Origin of the sequence: Micromonospora sp. NPDC049497 (assembly GCF_044465805.1) — a bacterium.
Taxonomy (GTDB): Bacteria; Actinomycetota; Actinomycetes; order Mycobacteriales; family Micromonosporaceae; genus Micromonospora.
Genome location: NZ_JBITMC010000006.1, coordinates 154,242 through 171,403 on the forward strand (window position 1 = coordinate 154,242; position 17,162 = coordinate 171,403).

Genomic DNA, 17,162 nt, shown 5'->3' on the forward strand with positions numbered 1-17,162 from the left:
GTGTTCAGCGTGACGGTCCGGGACCACATGATGATCGCCCACAGTTTCCGGGGGGACGTGTTCGGTCCGGCGCAGCGCCTGCACGGCGCGACGTTCGTCGTGGACGCGACGTTCCGCCGGGCCGACCTGGACGCCGACGGCATCGTCGTGGACATCGGGCGGGCCACCGAGCAGTTGCGGGCCGTGCTCGGTGAGCTGACCTACCGCAACCTGGACGAGGACCCGGCCTTCGCCGGCGTGAACACCACCACCGAGGTGCTCGCGCGTACCGTCGCCGACCGCCTCGCCGACCGGGTGCACGCCGGTGACCTGGGCGACGGCGCGCACGGGCTGGCCGGGATCACCGTCACGTTGCACGAGTCGCACGTCGCCTGGGCCAGCTACGAACGGTCCCTGTGACGGGGCGCCGAGACGGTCCCACGGTGCACGTGGTGCTGCCGGGGGACATCGACGATCCGGCGTCGCCGAGCGGCGGCAACCACTACGACCGGCGGGTCCTCGACGGGCTCGCCGCGCTCGGCTGGGCCGTCCGCGAGCACCCGCTGCCCGGCGACTGGCCGCACCCGGACACGGCAGCCCGCGTCGGCCTGGCGTGGATGCTCGCCGCCCTGCCCGACCGGAGTGCGGTGCTCGTGGACGGTCTCGTCGCCTCGGCCGTGCCGGGGGAGCTGACGGCGAACGCCGCCCGGCTGGGCCTGGTCGTCCTGGTGCACATGCCGCTGGAGAACGACGCCGAGCGGGTGGCGCTGGCGGCGGCGTCGGCGGTCGTCGCCACCAGCGAGTGGACCCGGCGGCGGCTGCGCGAGCTATACGGAATGCCGGTGGTGCACGTCGCCGCGCCCGGTGTGGACCCCGCGCCGCCGACCACCGGCTCGGACCGCGGCGGCAACCTGCTCTGCGTCGCCGCCGTCACCGGGCACAAGGGGCACGACGTGCTGGTGGACGCCCTGGCGGCGGTCGCCGAACGGTCCTGGCGCTGCGTCTGCCTCGGCCCGCTCGACCGGGACCCGGCGTTCGTGGCGGGGCTGCGCCGCCGGTTGACCCGGCACGGGCTGGCCGACCGGGTCCACCTGACCGGCCCCCGCACCGGGGACGCTCTGGACTCCGCGTACGCCGCCGCCGACCTGCTGGTGCTGGCCTCGCGCGGGGAGACGTACGGGATGGTCGTCACCGAGGCGCTCGCCCGCGCGACGCCGGTGCTGGCGACGGCGGCCGGCGGCCTGCCGGAGACGCTCGGCCGGGCGTCCGACGGCACCCGACCCGGCCTGCTGGTGCCGCCGGACGACCCGGCCGCCCTGGCCGGTGCGCTGGCCCGCTGGCTCGACGACGCCGACCTGCGCGACCGGCTGCGGCGCGCGGCGGCGGACCGCCGCCACACCCTCGACGACTGGACGGGCACCACCGCCACCCTGGCGCGGGTGCTGGAAGGGGCGATCACAGCATGAGCGTTGACCTGCCGGCGGACTTCGCGGACTGGCTGGCCCTGCGCGAGCCCGCCGACGGCGCGGCCCGCCGTGCCGACCTGGCGGACGCGGTGCGCCGCCGGCTCCCCGACGGCCCGCTGACCGTCCACGACCTGGGCAGCGGCACCGGCTCGATGGCGCGCTGGCTGGCCCCGCGCCTGCCCGGGCCGCAGCACTGGGTCCTGCACGACCAGGACGCCGACCTGCTGACGCGGGCGGCCGCCACGATGCCCCGGGCCGCCGCCGACGGCGCGCCGGTGACCGTGGCAACCCGTCGGGGCGACCTGACCCGGCTCACCGTCGCCGACCTGGCCGACGCCACGCTGGTCACCGCCTCGGCGCTGCTGGACATGCTCACCGCCGAGGAGGTGGACCGCCTCGTCGCCGCCTGCGCCGGTCGCCCCACCCTGCTGGCGCTGTCGGTGACCGGCCGGGTCGCGGTGACCCCCGCCGACCCGCTCGACGCCGAGATCGCCGCGGCCTTCAACGACCACCAGCGCCGCACCGTCGGCGGCCGGACCCTGCTCGGCCCGGACGCGGTCGACGCCGCCGCCACGGCCTTCGCCCGCCACGGCGTCGACGTCGACGTCCAGCCGAGCCCGTGGCGGCTCGGCGGGGACCGGGCCGCGCTGATCGCCGAGTGGTTCACCGGCTGGCTCGGCGCCGCCCGGGAGCAGCGGCCCGAGCTGGTCGAGGCGACCCGGGAGTACGCCGCACGCCGCCGCGCCCAGCTTGCCGCCGGGGAGCTGCGCGTCCTGGTCGACCACTGTGACCTCCTGGCCGGGGCGTGAGTGAACCGGTGACGCCCGGCGTACGTGCCTTCAGACGGGAAGATCGTCGAGGGAGGGCGTGGATGGACGCGGAGACGACCGGGACGGCGGCGCGGCGGCGGTTCGGGCCGTTGGCCCGGACACTGGTCGGCGTGGCTCTGCTCGCCGCGCTGCTCGCCACGGTGGGCACCGGCCCGGTCCTCGACGGGCTGCGGCTGATCGACGCCCCGGCACTGGCCGCCGCGCTGGGCATCGGGGTCCTCACCACCGTGTGCTGCGCCTGGCGGTGGAGTCTCGTCGCCGGTGGCCTCGGCGTGCGGCTGCCGCTGGGCACCGCCGTCGCCCACTGCTACCGGGCGGTGTTCCTCAACGCGACCCTGCCCGGTGGCGTCCTCGGCGACGTGCACCGGGCCGTACGACACGGTCGCGACTCCGGTGACGTCGGGCGCGGTGTGCGCGCGGTGGTCTGGGAGCGTACGGTCGGGCAGGTGGTGCTGGCCGTGGTCGCGCTCGTCGTCCTGGCCGCGTTTCCGTCCCCCGTCCGGCCCTTCCTCCCGGCGGCGACCGGCGTGCTGCTCGCCGTGGGTCTCGGCGTGGTCCTGGTGGCCCGGGTGACGCCCGTGGCGGGGGCGTCGCGCGTCGCGCGGGTGCTGCGGGCCGCGACGGCCGACGTCCGCGCCGGCCTGCTCGCCCGCCGCGCCTGGTGCGGGGTGCTGCTGGCCTCGGCCGTGGCGGTCGCCGGGCACCTGGCGACGTTCGTCGTCGCCGCGCGCACCGCCGGCTCGGACGCGCCGTTGTCCCTGCTCGTCCCGCTGACGCTGCTGGCGCTGCTGGCCATGGCGGTCCCGGCGAACGTCGCCGGGTTCGGCCCCCGGGAGGGCGTCGCCGCGTGGGCGTTCGCCGCCGCCGGCCTCACCGCCGCCGAGGGCGTCACCACCGCGATGGTCTACGGCGCCCTGGTACTGGTGGCGAGCCTGCCCGGTGCCGCCGTCCTGCTGGTCCGCCGTGTACCCGTGCCCGCCGGCACCGTCTGACGAGGAGTCCGATGTCCGAACACCGCCCTGACGCCACGGTCCGCAACCAGGTCACGGTCCCGCTGCGTTTCCCCGACGGCTACGCCACCCGCGCCCGTGTCTTCTCCTTCACGGGCCTGGTCGACGGCCGCGAGCACCTCGCCCTCGGCCTCGGCGACCGCGCCGAGGCGGACCCGCCGGCCGGTGGGCTGCCGCTGGTCCGCCCGCACAGCGAGTGCCTGACCGGCGACGTGTTCGGCAGCCAGCGCTGCGACTGCGGTCCCCAACTGCGTGAGGCGGTGGAGCGCATCGCCACCGTCGGCGGCTACCTGCTCTACCTGCGTCAGGAGGGCCGCGGCATCGGCCTGTACGCCAAGCTCGACGCGTACGCGCTCCAGGACGCCGGCCTGGACACCTACGAGGCCAACGTCGCCCTCGGGCGCCGGGAGGACGAGCGGGACTACACCGTCGCCGCGCAGATGCTCGCCGCGCTGGGTGTGGACCGGGTCGCGCTGCTGAGCAACAACCCGGACAAGGCCGCCCAGCTCGACCGGCTCGGCGTACGCGTCGCGGAGCGTGTGTCCACCGGCCTGTTCCTGTCCCCGGCGAACGCCGACTACCTGGCGGCCAAGGCCAGTCGCGGCGAGCACGTCCTCGACCTTCCGTTCGTCCCGTGACCACCCGCCCGTACGTGCTGCTGAGCTGCGCCACGTCGCTCGACGGCTACCTCGACGACGCCACCGACGAGCGGCTGCTGCTGTCCAACTCGGACGACCTGGACCGGGTCGACGAGGTACGGGCGGGCTGCGACGCGATCCTGGTCGGTGCGACCACCGTCCGCCGCGACGACCCCCGGTTGCTGGTGCGGTCCGCCCGACGGCGGGCCGAGCGGGTCGCCGCCGGCCGTCCGGCCTCGCCGACGCGGGTCACCCTGACCGGCTGCGGCGACCTCGACCCGACGGCCCGGTTCTTCACCGTCGGCGACACCGAGCGGATCGTCTACTGCGCCTCGTCGGCGGTGGAGAAGACCCGGGACCGGCTCGCCGGCCTCGCCGTCGTCGTCGACGCGGGCGAGCCGGTCGACCCGGCGCGGACGCTGGACGACCTCGCCGCCCGAGGCGTACGCCGGTTGATGGTGGAGGGTGGCGTCAGCGTGCACGCCCAGTTCCTCACCGCGGGGCTCGCCGACGAGCTGCACCTCGTGGTCGCCCCGTTCTTCGTCGGCGACCACCGGGCTCCCCGGTTCGCCGGGGAGGGCCGTTTCCCCTGGCACGCGGAGCGACGGGCCCGGTTGGCGGAGGTCCGCCAGATCGGCGACGTGGTGCTGCTGCGCTACGCGCTCTCCGACCGCTGCCCCGGCTGACCGCCTCCGGACCGGTGTTGTCGGCTCACCGCTCGTCGGCGGCCGGGGGTCCCGCCGCCGCCGGCGGCGTTCACGCCGGGGCCAGGCCGAGCGCGTCGTCCACCCGGTCCAGCACCGCGACGTCGTCCTGGCCGACGCCGCGCAGCAGGTCGATCGCCGTCGCCCGGATCTGGCCGACGATCATGGTCAGCGGCAGTGGCGGGTCCGACCGCAGGAGTCGCGCGGCGATCCGCACCGCCTCCAGGGCCGCCGCGTCGGCCCGTGCGGCGTGCCGTTCGGCGTCGTGCCCGCTCACGCCCGTGGCCAGCGCCTCACCCGCGGCCCGTACGGCGACCGTGAGGGCGTCGATCGCGGTGGCCAGCTCCGGCGGCGTGGCGGTGTGCCGGCGGGTCAGGGTGGACCCGGCCCGGGCCAGCACGCGGACGTTGCGGGCGGCGTAGTCGAGCTGCCGTACGGTCGCCTCGACCTCGGCGAGCCGGCCGAGGTGCCGGCGACGCAGGCCCAGCCGGAGCGTCTCGCCGGTGGCCAGCGCCGCCGCCTGCAACCGGCCCACGCAGTCGTCCACCTCGCGGGCCCGGCCCAGCGCCGCCCGGGCGGCCGCCTCGTCGCACGCCCGCAGCGCCGCGTTCACCTCGTCGAGCAGGTCGGCGAGGTCCGCGTAGCTGCGCCGGGCCTGCGCGACGAGCGGCGCGAGCGGATCGCGGGCGGCCATGAGCTGACTGGCCGCGAGTGCCACGGCCCCGCCGATCAGCGCGTCGACGAAGCGGAACGGCATCAGCGTCCCGTTCGGCGCGGCGACCGCGACCAGGTACATGGCGGAGACCGCCGCCTGCACGACCAGGGCGCGGCGTGCCCCGGCGACCACCAGCGGCGTGGTGGTCAGCAGCAGCACCAGCAGGACGGTGCCGGTACCCGGACCGAGCGCGTACACCAGCAGTTCCGCGACCAGGACGGCGGCGGCGACCGCGAGCAGGATCTCGACGGTCTGCCGCAGCCGCCGGCCCCGCGACTCGCCGAGCACGACCAGCGCGGCGGTCGGCGCGAAGAAGGGATCCGGGTGACCGATCACCACCGCCGCGAGGATCCACGCGACCGCCGCCGCGGCGGTCAGCTCGACGACCGCCGTCCCGTCGCTCCGCAGCCGCCCGACGGCCTCGCGCCACCAGTCCCGCACGGGACGCACCTCCGTTGCCGGGCGGACCGGGGCTGGTCGCCGATGATCATTGTGGAGTCGCCACTACCCGGTCCGGGACCTCGTCAACCGCCGTCCGGCCTCAGGGGACCGAGGTCGGCCCCCGGTCCGCTGCGACCGTGGGCCGGGTCTCCGGGACGCGACGCCGCGCGGGCACGACCAGCGGGGTGCCGGTCTCCGGGTCGTCGATCACCCGGCAGGGCAGGCCGAACACCTCCTCGACCAGCGCGGCGGTGACCACTTCCCGGGGCGGGCCGGCGGCCACCACCCGGCCGTCGCGCATGGCGATCAGGTGGGTGGCGTACCGGGCGGCGTGGTTGAGGTCGTGCAGCACCGCCACCAGCGTCCGCCCCTGCTCCTCGTGCAGCCGGGCGCACAGGTCGAGGATCTCGATCTGGTGGGCGATGTCCAGGTAGGTGGTCGGCTCGTCCAGCAGCAGCAGCGGCGTCTGCTGGGCCAGGGCCATGGCGAGCCAGACCCGTTGCCGCTGCCCGCCGGACAGCTCGTCGACCGGGCGGTCGGCGAGGTCGTCGACACCGGTCGCGGCCATCGACTCGGCGACCACCCGCTCGTCCTCGCGGGACCACTGCCGCAGCAGCCCCTGGTGCGGGTACCGGCCCCGGGCGACCAGTTCGGCGACGCCGATGCCCTCCGGCGCGACCGACGACTGCGGCAGCAACCCGAGGGTCCGGGCGACGGCCCGCGCCGGGCGACGGTGGATGTCCTCGCCGTCGAGCAGCACCGCCCCGGCGGTCGGTCGCAGCAGCCGGGACAGCGCCCGCAGCAGGGTGGACTTGCCGCACGCGTTGGGTCCGATGACCACCGTGAACGAGCCGTCGGGGACGGCGACGGTCAGGTCCTCGGCGATGGTCCGCCGCTCGTAGGCGAGGGTCATCGCCGTGCCGCTCAACCGGGACATGGGTGCTCCGTTCTCGTCGGCGGCCGGTGCCGCCGACTCAGGATGGTGGCCGGCGCCGCCGGCCCGGGGGTCGTGGCCGTCACAGCCGGCCGGCCCGGCGCTCGGTGGCGAGCAGCCAGACCAGGTACCCGCCGCCAAGGACGCCGGTCACCACGCCGACGGGCAGTTGGTGGCTGGGAACGGCCCGCTGCGCGATCTGGTCGGCGGCGACCATCAGCAGCGCGCCCACGGCCGCCGAGGGCAGCAGGTTCGGTCCGGGCGCGCGGGTCAGCCGGCGCGCCAGGTGGGGCGCGGTCAGCGCCAGGAAGGAGACCGGCCCGGCGGCGGCCGCGGCGAGGGAGACCAGCAGGACCGCCGCGGCCAGCACGACCAGCCGCAGGCGCTGCACGCGTACGCCGAGCGCGCTCGCGGCGTCGTCGCCCATCTCCACCAGTCGCAGGGCGGGACCGTTGGCGAGCAGCACCACCGGCACCAGCACGGCCAGCGCGGCCAGCAGGGGCACCGCGTTCGACCAGCCGCGCCCGTCCAGGCTGCCGGTGAGCCAGAGCACCGCCCGGGCGGCGTCCATCAGCGGGGCACGGGTCAGCAGCCACCCGTTGACGCCGGTGAGGATGGCCGCCACGCCGATGCCGACCAGGATCAGCCGGTAGCCGTGCACGCCCCGCCGCCAGGCCAGCGCGTACACCAGCACGCCGGTGGCCAGCCCGCCGGTCAGCGCGGCGCCGGCCAGCATCGCGCTGCCACCGCCGAGCACCACCACGACGAGCGCGCCGGTCGCCGCTCCCTGGGTGAAACCGAGGATGTCGGGGGTGCCCAGCGGGTTGCGGACCAGCGACTGGAAGACCGCGCCGGCCAGGGCGAGCGCGGCGCCCACCGCGACGGCGGTGACCAGCCGGGGCAGCCGTAGCTCGGTCACGATGAAGTCCTCGGCGGGGGAGCCCCCACCGGCCAGGGTGCGGAGCACGTCGGCGGCGCTCATCGGGTAGTCACCGCTGCCGATCGCGACGACGCCCAGCGCCACGGTCAGCAGCGCGCACGCCACGCCGACCGCGAGTGCGCGGGGGCGCAGCCGCAGGGACAACCCGCCGGGGGTACGCAGGACGATCACGGGTGGGCCACCGGTCGACGCAGCACCAGCCAGAGGAAGAGCGGCCCGCCGAGCACGGCGGTGACCATGCCGACCTGGAGTTCGCCCGGCCGGCTCAGCACCCGGCCGAGCACGTCCGCGCCGAGCAGCAGCACCGGGGCGAGCACCGCGCAGTACGGCAGCAGCCACCGCAGGTCCGGCCCGGTGAGGGCGCGGACGAGGTGCGGTACCAACAGGCCGACGAAGACGATCGGTCCGCAGGCCGCGGTGGCCGCGCCGCAGAGCAGGGTGACCGCCACGATCACCGCGCCGCGTACCAGGGCCGGCCGGGCACCGAGGGCCCGCGCCGCGTCGTCGCCGAGCGCCAGCGCGTTGAGCGGACGCGCGACGGCCAGCGCGACCAGCAGCCCCACCGCCAGGAAGGGCGCGACCGTCCGTACGGTGCCGATGTCCGCGCCGGCCAGGGAGCCGACCGTCCAGAACCGTAGCCGTTCCAGCGACGCGGCGTCGAGCAGCATCACCGCGCTGACGTACGAGTAGAGGGTGGCGTTCAGCGCCGCGCCGGCCAGCGCCAGCCGGGCGGGAGTGGCCCCCCGGCCGCCCCCGACGACGTAGACGGCGGCGGTGACGGCGGCCGCGCCGAGCATCGCGAACCAGACCTGCCCGCCGACCGACCCGACGCCGACCAGGGCCGCCCCGGTGGCGACCGCCGCCGAGGCTCCGGCGTTGATGCCGAGCAGTCCGGGATCGGCGAGCGGGTTGCGGGTGAGCGCCTGCATCACCGCGCCGGCCACGCCGAGTGCGGCGCCGGCGAGCAGGCCGAGCAGCGTACGCGGCAGGCGCATCCGGTGCACGACGGCGTACTCGGCGGCGTCGCGGTGCAGCAGGCCCTGCCACACGTCGGTGAGCGGAAGCTGCTTCGCGCCGACCGCGATGCTGAACACCGCCACCGTGCCGAGCAGCAGCACGGACAGGGCCAGCCCGGCGGCCCGCCCGGCGGCACGGCGCCGTGGACGCGGCGGCATGGGCGCCCGGACGAGAGCCGTGGGTGAGGGATGCGTGACGGACAGTGTGGGCTCCGATGTGGTGCGGGATCGCCGAACGGGTCTTGACAGCGACTTAGGTTAGGTTAACCTAACCGCTGCTGTCCATGGTCATCCCGGACCCTGATCGAAAGACGACACCATGCCGCATCCCGTACCCGCCCGCCGACTCACCCGCCGTGGCCTCCTCGCCGCCGGTGGGGCCGCCACCCTGGCCACCCTGCTCGGCGCCTGCGGCCGTGACGACACCTCTTCCACCCCGTCGGCCGGCAGCTCGGGCGGTCCGTGGTCGTTCACCGACGACCGGGGCACGAAGGTCGACGCGGCGGCCGGCCCGACCCGGGTTGTGGCCTTCACCGGGGTCGCCGCCGCCCTGGTCGACTTCGGACTCGACAAGCAGATCGTCGGCGTCTTCGGCGAGACGAAGCGCGCCGACGGCACCAGGGACCCGCAGGCCGGTGACCTGAACGTCGAGGGCGTGGAGATCCTGGGCAACGTCTGGGGCGAGTTCAACCTGGAGAAGTACGCCGCCCTGCGCCCCGAACTGCTGGTCACGCACATGTACGACCCGGGTGCCCTGTGGTACGTGCCGGACGAGAGCAAGGACAAGATCCTCCCGCTCGCGCCCAGCGTGGCCGTCACCACCGCCCGGGTGCCGATGACCAAGCCGATCGAGCGGTACGCGCAGCTCGCCGAGTCCCTCGGCGCCGACCTGTCGGCGAAGAAGGTGACCGACGCGCGGGCCCGGTTCGACGCCGCCGCCGAGTCGGTGCGGCAGGCCGTGAAGGCGAACCCCGGCATCAAGGTCATGGCCTGCTCCGGCAGTCCCGACCTGTTCTATGTCTCCAACCCGAAGGTGAGCACCGACCTCATGTACTTCGCCGAGCTCGGCGTCGACATCGTGGTTCCCACCAAGCTGGAGGCCGGCGACTACTTCGAGGCGCTGAGCTGGGAGAACGCCGGCAAGTTCCCGGCCGACCTGATCCTGCTGGACAACCGCAGCACCGCCCTGCAGCCCAAGGACCTCGCCGCGCGGCCCACCTGGGCCCAGCTTCCGGCGGTCCGGGCCAACCAGGTCACCCCGTGGGACGCCGTGCCCCGCTTCTCGTATGCCGGGGCCGCCCCGCTGCTCGAGAACCTGGCCAAGGCCATCCGGGGCGCCCGGAAGGTCAGCTGATGGCGACCAGCAGCACCGCCGAGCCGGTCGCCCTCCAGTACCGCCTCTTCGCCGCGCAGGTCGTCGCCGTGCGTACCGTCGGCACCTCGCTGGTGCGGGTCACCCTCGGCGGGCCGGAGCTGGCCGGCTTCGCCGGCGGCGGCCGGGACCAGAGCGTGTCGGTCTTCCTCCCGCACCCGGGCCAGAGTGAGCCGCTGCTGCCGGGGGAGGCGGAGGAGGACTGGTTCACCGCGTACCGGACGATGGACCCCGCCGTGCGGGCGGTGATGCGCTCCTACACGATCCGGGAGCAGCGGCCCGAGGTGTCCGAGGTGGACATCGACTTCGTCCGGCACGGCGACATCGGTCCGGCCACCCGCTGGGCCGGCCGGGCCCGCCCCGGCGACCGCGTCGTCCTGCTCGGACCGGCCGTGCACGACAACCGCAGCGTCTGCTTCCGGCCGCCGGACGACACCGACCACGTGCTGCTGGTGGCCGACGAGACCGCGCTCCCGGCGGTCGGCGGCATCCTCGCCTGGCTGCCCGCCGGGACCCGGGTCCGTGCCTTCGTCGAGGTCCCCGACCCGGGCGACATCCAGGACCTGCCCACCGACGCCCACGCCGAGGTGAGCTGGATCGTGCGCGGTGGCACCCCCGCCGGTAGCACCCTGCTCGCCGACGCCGTGCGCGCCGCGCGACTGCCGACCGGCAGCCCGTACGCCTGGATCGCCGGCGAATCGTCGATGGTCCGCGCGGTCCGGCGCCACCTCGTCGCCGACCGCGGCCTGGACCGCCGCTGGGTCACCTTCTCCGGTTACTGGCGTCGCGGCCTGTCCGAGGAGGACGTCCGCAACGAGGCGCTGGCCGCCGCCGCCTGACGCTCCGCCGGACGCGCCGTGCGGTTCGGGTCGCCGACGCGCCCGGCCCCCGTGTGCCGGGCGCGTCGGGGCTGTGGTGCCCGGTCAGCGCAGCGCCTTGCCGCCGCGGGTGTGTGGCACGTCGTCCAGCAGGGCGAGGAGCTGACCGTGCAATCCCGGATTGGCCGCGACCACCGTCCCGTTCCCACCCAGCACCGGGTGGCCGTCCAGGTCGGACACCCGCCCGCCGGCTTCGGCGAGGATCACCGGCAACGGTGCGACGTCGTCGTAGCCCTGACCGACCAGGACGGCCGCGTCCACCCGCCCGGTGACGACGTGCACCACGGCGTGGTGGATGCCGCCCACCAGGTTGACCCGCCGGTGCAGGACGGCCAGCGCGTCCTCGGACCACGCGTGCTGGTTGGCGCCGAGCACCAACGCCCCGTCCAACCGGTCCCGGTCACCCACCCAGGTCCGACGGGCGGCACGCACCGGTTCGTCGAGGTCGGTCAGCAGCCGACATCCCCGGCCGCGCGCCGCGAAGACCGTCTCCCGTTGCACCGGCATGTGGATCACGCCGATCGCCGGACCGTGCTCGTCCTCGTACGCGAGGAGATTCGCGAACAGTGGCATCCGGCGGGTGAGATAGCCGGTCCCGGAGATCGGGTCGACCACCCAGCGGCGCCCGGACCCGCCGCCGGACTCGCCCGCCTCCTCGCCGAGCACCGCGTCGTCCGGAGCGAAGCGGGCGATCGCGGCCCGGATCTGTTCCTCCACCGCGACGTCCGCGTCGGTCACCTCGGTGCCGTCGGCCTTGCGCCTGCGTCCCGGGGCCCCGTCGAAGAAGGCGGCGGTGGCGGTGCGCCCGGCGTCGTGGGCGACCGCGACCGCGAACGCGACCAGGTCTTCGTCCACCGGAGGAGCGTCCGCGGCAGCCGGTGAGGTCCTGTGCTCATCCATCCGGACAGTCAACCGGCACCGGCCGGGGTGGACCCACGGATTAAGGTGGGGCTTCAACGACGGGGGCGGGGACGTGAGCACGATCCGGTTCGAGGTGCGCGACGCCGCCGACATCAGGTTTCGGGTCTCACCGCTCTGGGAGACGGTCCGGAGCCGCTACGCGTTGGCCGATCCGGGCCGGTACGTCGTCCACCTGCCCTGGATCCGTCGGGCACGGGCACTGGCCGACGATCCTGCCCACGTGGAGTCGTTGCGGATGCTGGACGCGACAGCCCGACCCGGAGCGTGGCTACCGGACTTCCTCACTCCGCCGCCGGCCCGTCCGACCGGCGACATCGAGGAGGAACTGGCCACCGTCGCGGCCACGCCGCACGAGGTGGTCGTCGCCGACCTGCGCGCGGTCGCTGTCCGGTCGCCGCTGCCGCCGCCGGTGGCCGCCGGCCTCGTGGCGCCGGGCCGGCTGCTGAGCGACCTGGTCGGGGCGGTCCGGCTCTGGCACCGGCTCGCGGTGGCGCCGTACTGGCCACGAATGCAGGCCCTGCTCGAGGCGGACATCGCGCACCGGTGCCGGCACCTGGCCGAGGGCGGCGTCCGGCGGCTCGTCGACGGGCTGCACCCGTCGCTGCGCTGGGCCGACGACCACATCGCCGCCGACGATCCCTGGAACGTCGACCATGAGCTGCGCGGACGCGGCCTGCCGTTGATGCCCAGCGTCTTCGTCGACCGGCGGGTGCTCTGGAACGTGCGCCCCGACTCGGTGCCGCTGGCGGTCTACCCGGTCCGCGGGGCGGCGACCCTCTGGGAGGCCGACCCCGTCCGAGCCGAGGCTCTGGCCGGCGTTCTCGGAGCCACCCGGGCCCGGCTCCTCAACCTGGTGTGCAGCCCTGCGACGACGAGCGAACTGGCCCGGCGGGTCACGCTCACCCCTGCCGCGGTCTCCCAGCACCTCACGGCGCTGCACTCGGCCGGCCTGGTCACCCGCGCGCGGCACGGCCGCAGCGTGCTCTACGTCAGTACCTCCGCCGGTCGCGCCCTGCTGACCGCCACCGGCACCGAACCCGACGGCGGGACCTGACCAGGTAGCGGGGGGAGGCGCTCAGAACTCCTGGTACATCACGTGCAGCCCGACCCGGCCGAGCGTCGGGTGCCGGAACGCGCCGGGCACCGTGCCCACCACGGCGAAACCCTCCCGCCGGTACAGCTCCACCGCGCGCGTGTTGCACTCGACGACCGCGTTGAACTGCATCCCCGCGTACCCCCGGGCGCGGGCCCAGGCGAGCGCGTCGCGGCAGAGCGCGGTGCCCACGCCCCGGCCGCGCGCCGTCCGGGCGACCATGAAGCTCGCGGTGGAGACGTGGTCGCCCGGCCCGGGCCGGTTGGTGCCCATCTTCGCCGTGCCGAGGACCGTGTCGCCCTCGACCGCGACGACGGTCCGCGCGGGCGAGGGCTCCACCCACAGGGCGTACGCCTGCTCGGCCCGCAGCGCCGGGTCGTACGGGAAGGTCTCCCGCGCCCGCACCACGTCGGCGAGGATCGGCCACACCTGGGGCCAGTCCCGTTGGTCGAATTCCCGGATCAGCACGGTCCGGACGCTAGGCCCGCCGATCCCCGACGGCAACGTCGTTTCCGTGTGGAGCTTCTCCGCCTGGAGTTTCCGGATGGGGTTTTTCCGTCGGGGCGCATCCGCGCGGCCGCGGCCGGACGAAGCATGGGTCGTGACGACAGTCACGCATCGAGTCGCCCCGACGAAAGGCCCGCTGATGAACATCGCACGACTCGCCGCCCGGGTGGCGGTGGGCGCCGTGGCCACCGCGCTGGCCACCACCGCCGTCGCCGTACCGGCCGCCCAGGCCGGCACCAAGAAGCCGCTGGGCACGAAGCCCCTCGCCCAGGTGCTCCTGGCCGACCAGAGCGGCTTCGACCACAACCCGCGCGACTTCGACGTGCTGACCAAGGCCGTGCTGGCGGTGCTGAAGGCCAAGCCGGACTCGTCGGTCAAGGTGCTCACCGACGGCACCTCGCACTGACCGCGTTCATCCCGAACGACGGCGCCTTCCAGAAGCTCGTCCAGGACCTCACCGACGCCTACCCCCGGCTGCCGAGCGAGAGCGCCGCCTTCACCGCCGTCGCCGGCCTCGGCATCGACACCGTGGAGAACGTGCTGCTCTACCACGTCGTACCGGGCGCCACGATCGACCGGAAGGCCGCGGTCAAGGCCGACGGCGCCGAGCTGACCACCGCGCTCGGCCCGACGATCGAGGTCGACGTCCGCCACTACTGGCACTACAAGCAGGTCCGGCTGGTCGACGCCGACACCGACGACCGCAACCCGCGCGTCGTCGCCTTCGACGTCAACAAGGGCAACAAGCAGATCGCGCACGCCATCGACCGGGTGCTGCGCCCGGTCGACCTGGACTGACCTACGCCTTGAACGGTGGCGCCGACGCGACGTCGGCGCCACCCGTCGTTCTGCCGGCGCTCCTCATCCGCTCCGATGTCCACGCCGGGGTCAGTACCGGGGCGGGACGAACAGCGGCCGGACCCTCGACGCCGCCGGCCCGGGTGGCCGGGTCGAGCCGGGCGATCCGCACGGCGGTCGCGCCCTACCGCCTTCGGTCCGGCACACCGCCATGGCCGTGCCCGCCGTACCAGTGGCTCACCGGTCCCTCCACGTCGCCCAGCCCGGGGAAAGTGTCGTACGGGTGTTCTAACATGGACGCGTGATGATGGCGTTGGCGCAGCTCAGCGGCGTGGTCGATGAGGTCGTCGACGCGTCACCGTGGGCGCTGTCCGACGCCGACGTGGTCGCGTCGCTGGACGCGGTGCACGCGCTGGAGCAGCGACTGGCGGCGGTGAAGCTGGGCCTGGTGCGGGAGGTCGACGGTCGCGGCCTCGCCACCCGGCAGGGCGCCACGTCGACGGCGGTATGGCTGCGCGAGCGGCTCCGACTCACCGGCCGGTCCGCGCGCCACCTCGTCGCCACGGCCGCGAGTCTGGATGAGGGACCACCGCAGGTGCGGTCGGCGCTGGCCCGTGGCGCGGTCACCGTCGAGCAGGCCGTGGTGGTGGCCGAGACCGTCGGCGCGTTGCCTGCGGCCGTCGGTCCGGAGGTGGCCGACAAGGCCGCCTCGCTGCTGGTCGACTTCGCCGCACAGCACGAGCCAACCGTCCTGCGCCGTCTCGGCGCGCGCATCCTCGACCACGTCGCCCCCGACCTGGCCGAGCAGGCCGAGGCGGAAGCACTCCGGCGTGCCGAGGAACGGGCGCTGGTCGACCGGCACCTCACGCTCGCCGACCAGCCCGACGGACAGGTCCGCGTGACCGGCCGCCTGGACGGCGAGACCGCGTCGCTGCTCCGCGCGGCGATCGAGCCGCTGTGCGCCCCGACCGGCCTGGACGACGACCGCGGTCCCGGCCAGCGTCGCCACGACGCCCTGGCCGAGCTGTGTCGCCTGGCCCTGCGCACCGGCGACCTTCCCGAGCACGGCGGTGACCGGCCGCAGCTCGTCGTCACCGTCGCGCTGGACCCGCTGCTCAACCACCTCGGTACGGGCACCCTCGACACCGGTGTCCGTCTCACGCCCGACGCCGTCCGGCGGATCGCCTGCGACGCCGCCCTCCTACCGGCCGTCCTGGGCGGCGAGAGTCAGGTCCTCGACCTGGGCCGGCAGCGTCGGCTGATCACCGGTCCGCTGCGTCGCGCCCTCGTCCTGCGCGACGGCGGCTGCGCCTTCCCCGGCTGCGACCGGCCACCTCGCTGGTGCGACGGCCACCACATCCGGCACTGGTCGGACGGCGGTCCCACCCGGCTCGACAACGCCGTCCTGCTCTGCGGCCACCATCACCGGGTCGTCCACCAGGGCGAGTGGGCGGTGCGTCCGGGATCCGACGGCCGCCCCGAGTTCCTGCCACCGGCCTGGCTCGACCCGCAGCGCGTACCCCGGCGAAACGTCTACCACCAACGGTGCTGAGAGCGTCTGTGACAGACCCACCCGGACTTCGTGGAGCCTGTTGGGCGCCCGCATCTCGAACAGGATGCTGTCCTGGCCTGCCGCGTCGGGCCGGCTACGTCACGTACCGCTGCCCGCCGACGCCGACGCCGGCACGCACGGGCGGGCGGTGGCGACGGCAGGGACAGAATCCGACCTAGTACTCCAGCCGCGGATCGTGATCACGGCTGAATGAGGACGTGCGAGGTGTGGTGGCTGTCATGGGCTGGGTTTGGTGACGGCGCCGGCGGTGTATTCAGAGAAGATCTCACCGAGGATGCGCTGCCAGTTCGCGGCTCCATCCCCGTCTTCGGGATCGTCGAGTGTGTAGGAACAGGTAGCGAGGGTCTTCCAGAGGGCCCAGCCACGCCCGCGCGCCCACGTCGTCTCATCGACCGATAACCGCTTGCGGAATGCCTGCCGTCCGTCGGCGGTCACCAACGTCCAGGCGATCGCTAGATCACAGGCTGGGTCGCCGACGCCGCATGTCCCGAAGTCGATGACGGCCGCCAGCTGCCCGTCCTTGAGTAGAAGGTTGCCCTCGGCTACGTCACCGTGGAACCAGCGGTCCACACCGTCCCAGCGGGCGTCGAGCGCGCTCGCCCAGATCTCGCGTGCCAGCTCGGCATCGACGTGGCCGTCCAACGTCGTGAGCGCGCGCTCGACCTTCTCGTCGTAGGTGCGCAAGGTGCCGCCCCGGAACCAGTTGTGGATTCCCGGCTGCGGACCGTCGGCGGTGTCGACGCTCTGCAAAGCCGCTAGGAATTCGGCCAGTTCGAGCGCGAATCGCCTCGGGTCCGCGATACGGTCCACGGTCGCAGGTTCGCCGTCGAGCCACTGGTAGATCGACCACGGATAGGGGTAGCCCGCGCCGGCCTTGCCTTTCGCCAGCGGGGTAGGGATGGGCAGCGGCAGCCGAGCGGCGAGGGCCGGGAGCCACCGATGTTCCTTGTCGACCGCCAAGGCGTACTCGGCTGCGCTGGGCAGACGCACCAGCATTTCGGGGCCGAGGTGGAAGGTCCAGTTGTCCCAGCCACCGTCGGATACCGGCTCAACCGGGAGGTCGCCGAACTGAGGGAACTGGTCGGCGACGAGCCGACGAACCTGATCCGCGTCGACTGCCATACGCTGCGGCACAGGACCGAGATCCGGAACATCACTCACTGAGCCGTCCTCATCTGACCATAGGCGTTGAACGCGATGTGGTGCGGGAATGAAGGCAGCCACCGTCGATCATGGACGGTTGCGTGGACTGGCCATGACGCAGCGGTGGCTGCCGGATACAGGGTAGACGCCCAGCGATGGCAAGTGCTGTTCGACGACCTGATGTTGACTATCGGGCAGCGTTTC

General features: G+C 74.5%; 19 protein-coding genes. 12 read left to right on the forward strand and 7 right to left on the reverse strand.

Annotation, left to right across the window (positions count from 1 at the left end; all coding sequences use genetic code 11):
* The 6 genes from ACIBR0_RS11640 (at position 1) to ACIBR0_RS11665 (ending at position 4,609) form a co-directional block, all read left to right on the forward strand.
* The gene (locus ACIBR0_RS11640; RefSeq protein ID WP_396714618.1) at positions 1-399 is read left to right on the forward strand and encodes a 6-pyruvoyl trahydropterin synthase family protein; all 399 of its coding nucleotides are present in this window, start codon (positions 1-3) and stop codon (positions 397-399) included.
* Positions 396-1,445 (forward strand): glycosyltransferase family 4 protein, encoded by a 1,050-nt coding sequence (locus ACIBR0_RS11645; protein ID WP_396714620.1) that lies wholly within the window; start codon positions 396-398, stop codon positions 1,443-1,445. The genes ACIBR0_RS11640 and ACIBR0_RS11645 overlap by 4 nt, the downstream gene beginning before the upstream one ends.
* Positions 1,442-2,254, forward strand: a complete 813-nt coding sequence (locus tag ACIBR0_RS11650; protein ID WP_396714622.1) for a methyltransferase domain-containing protein — start codon at positions 1,442-1,444, stop codon at positions 2,252-2,254. The genes ACIBR0_RS11645 and ACIBR0_RS11650 overlap by 4 nt, the downstream gene beginning before the upstream one ends.
* 62 nt (positions 2,255-2,316) lie before the next feature.
* Positions 2,317-3,267 carry a lysylphosphatidylglycerol synthase domain-containing protein gene (locus tag ACIBR0_RS11655; protein ID WP_396714624.1) on the forward strand — a complete coding sequence of 317 codons (951 nt, stop codon included), beginning with the start codon at positions 2,317-2,319 and terminating at the stop codon, positions 3,265-3,267.
* An 11-nt stretch (positions 3,268-3,278) separates the two neighbouring features.
* A complete protein-coding gene (gene ribA / locus ACIBR0_RS11660; RefSeq protein WP_396714626.1) occupies positions 3,279-3,923 on the forward strand; it encodes a GTP cyclohydrolase II in 645 nt (214 codons plus the stop codon).
* A complete protein-coding gene (locus ACIBR0_RS11665) occupies positions 3,920-4,609 on the forward strand; it encodes a RibD family protein (RefSeq protein WP_396714628.1) in 690 nt (229 codons plus the stop codon). The genes ribA and ACIBR0_RS11665 overlap by 4 nt, the downstream gene beginning before the upstream one ends.
* Before the next feature lie 70 nt (positions 4,610-4,679).
* On the opposite strand, the gene ACIBR0_RS11670 is transcribed toward ACIBR0_RS11665, so the two are convergent.
* The 4 genes from ACIBR0_RS11670 to ACIBR0_RS11685 form a co-directional block, all read right to left on the reverse strand.
* A complete protein-coding gene (locus ACIBR0_RS11670; RefSeq protein ID WP_396714630.1) occupies positions 4,680-5,783 on the reverse strand; it encodes an FUSC family protein in 1,104 nt (367 codons plus the stop codon).
* A 100-nt stretch (positions 5,784-5,883) separates the two neighbouring features.
* Positions 5,884-6,696 (reverse strand): ABC transporter ATP-binding protein, encoded by an 813-nt coding sequence (locus ACIBR0_RS11675; protein ID WP_396714901.1) that lies wholly within the window; start codon positions 6,694-6,696, stop codon positions 5,884-5,886.
* Positions 6,697-6,799: 103 nt separating this feature from the next.
* Positions 6,800-7,828: a FecCD family ABC transporter permease gene (locus ACIBR0_RS11680; protein ID WP_396714631.1), complete on the reverse strand. Its 1,029-nt coding sequence runs from the start codon at positions 7,826-7,828 to the stop codon at positions 6,800-6,802.
* Positions 7,825-8,775 (reverse strand): FecCD family ABC transporter permease, encoded by a 951-nt coding sequence (locus ACIBR0_RS11685; RefSeq protein ID WP_396714903.1) that lies wholly within the window; start codon positions 8,773-8,775, stop codon positions 7,825-7,827. The genes ACIBR0_RS11680 and ACIBR0_RS11685 overlap by 4 nt, the downstream gene beginning before the upstream one ends.
* 217 nt (positions 8,776-8,992) lie before the next feature.
* On the opposite strand from ACIBR0_RS11685, the gene ACIBR0_RS11690 reads away from it, so the two are divergent.
* Both ACIBR0_RS11690 and ACIBR0_RS11695 read left to right on the forward strand, forming a co-directional pair.
* Positions 8,993-10,027, forward strand: coding sequence for an ABC transporter substrate-binding protein (locus ACIBR0_RS11690; protein WP_396714633.1), 1,035 nt, complete (start codon positions 8,993-8,995; stop codon positions 10,025-10,027).
* Entirely contained in the window at positions 10,027-10,884 is an 858-nt protein-coding gene (locus tag ACIBR0_RS11695) for a siderophore-interacting protein (RefSeq protein ID WP_396714635.1), read from the forward strand. The genes ACIBR0_RS11690 and ACIBR0_RS11695 overlap by 1 nt, the downstream gene beginning before the upstream one ends.
* A gap of 84 nt (positions 10,885-10,968) precedes the next feature.
* On the opposite strand, the gene ACIBR0_RS11700 is transcribed toward ACIBR0_RS11695, so the two are convergent.
* Positions 10,969-11,778 (reverse strand): inositol monophosphatase family protein, encoded by an 810-nt coding sequence (locus ACIBR0_RS11700; RefSeq protein ID WP_396714637.1) that lies wholly within the window; start codon positions 11,776-11,778, stop codon positions 10,969-10,971.
* 118 nt (positions 11,779-11,896) lie between these two features.
* Here ACIBR0_RS11700 and ACIBR0_RS11705 point away from each other — a divergent pair, with 118 nt between their 5' ends.
* On the forward strand, positions 11,897-12,898 hold the full coding sequence (locus ACIBR0_RS11705) for an ArsR family transcriptional regulator (RefSeq protein WP_396714639.1): 1,002 nt from the start codon (positions 11,897-11,899) through the stop codon (positions 12,896-12,898).
* Between the two features lie 21 nt (positions 12,899-12,919).
* Here the strand turns inward: ACIBR0_RS11705 and ACIBR0_RS11710 are convergent, their stop codons facing one another.
* Positions 12,920-13,405: a GNAT family N-acetyltransferase gene (locus tag ACIBR0_RS11710; RefSeq protein WP_396714641.1), complete on the reverse strand. Its 486-nt coding sequence runs from the start codon at positions 13,403-13,405 to the stop codon at positions 12,920-12,922.
* A 178-nt stretch (positions 13,406-13,583) separates the two neighbouring features.
* Between ACIBR0_RS11710 and ACIBR0_RS11715 the strand changes: the two genes are divergently transcribed.
* The 3 genes from ACIBR0_RS11715 to ACIBR0_RS11725 all read left to right on the forward strand — a co-directional run bounded on the left by ACIBR0_RS11715 (position 13,584) and on the right by ACIBR0_RS11725 (position 15,794).
* Complete coding sequence (locus tag ACIBR0_RS11715; protein WP_396714929.1) at positions 13,584-13,850, forward strand: hypothetical protein; 267 nt, start codon at positions 13,584-13,586, stop codon at positions 13,848-13,850.
* A gap of 8 nt (positions 13,851-13,858) precedes the next feature.
* Positions 13,859-14,242, forward strand: a complete 384-nt coding sequence (locus tag ACIBR0_RS11720; protein WP_396714905.1) for a fasciclin domain-containing protein — start codon at positions 13,859-13,861, stop codon at positions 14,240-14,242.
* A gap of 304 nt (positions 14,243-14,546) precedes the next feature.
* On the forward strand, positions 14,547-15,794 hold the full coding sequence (locus ACIBR0_RS11725) for a DUF222 domain-containing protein (protein ID WP_396714907.1): 1,248 nt from the start codon (positions 14,547-14,549) through the stop codon (positions 15,792-15,794).
* A 237-nt stretch (positions 15,795-16,031) separates the two neighbouring features.
* Here the strand turns inward: ACIBR0_RS11725 and ACIBR0_RS11730 are convergent, their stop codons facing one another.
* Positions 16,032-16,976, reverse strand: a complete 945-nt coding sequence (locus tag ACIBR0_RS11730; RefSeq protein WP_396714643.1) for an aminoglycoside phosphotransferase family protein — start codon at positions 16,974-16,976, stop codon at positions 16,032-16,034.
* Positions 16,977-17,162 lie beyond the last annotated feature (186 nt).

Bases quoted from the DNA above. Each gene is read 5' to 3' on its own strand.
- ACIBR0_RS11715 (WP_396714929.1), top strand. From the start codon at position 13,584: ATGAACATCGCACGACTCGCCGCCCGGGTGGCGGTGGGCGCCGTGGCC.
- ACIBR0_RS11725 (WP_396714907.1), top strand. From the start codon at position 14,547: ATGATGGCGTTGGCGCAGCTCAGCGGCGTGGTCGATGAGGTCGTCGAC.
- ACIBR0_RS11690 (WP_396714633.1), top strand. From the start codon at position 8,993: ATGCCGCATCCCGTACCCGCCCGCCGACTCACCCGCCGTGGCCTCCTC.
- ACIBR0_RS11655 (WP_396714624.1), top strand. From the start codon at position 2,317: ATGGACGCGGAGACGACCGGGACGGCGGCGCGGCGGCGGTTCGGGCCG.
- ACIBR0_RS11695 (WP_396714635.1), top strand. From the start codon at position 10,027: ATGGCGACCAGCAGCACCGCCGAGCCGGTCGCCCTCCAGTACCGCCTC.
- ribA (WP_396714626.1), top strand. From the start codon at position 3,279: ATGTCCGAACACCGCCCTGACGCCACGGTCCGCAACCAGGTCACGGTC.
- ACIBR0_RS11675 (WP_396714901.1), bottom strand. From the start codon at position 6,696: ATGACCCTCGCCTACGAGCGGCGGACCATCGCCGAGGACCTGACCGTC.
- ACIBR0_RS11650 (WP_396714622.1), top strand. From the start codon at position 1,442: ATGAGCGTTGACCTGCCGGCGGACTTCGCGGACTGGCTGGCCCTGCGC.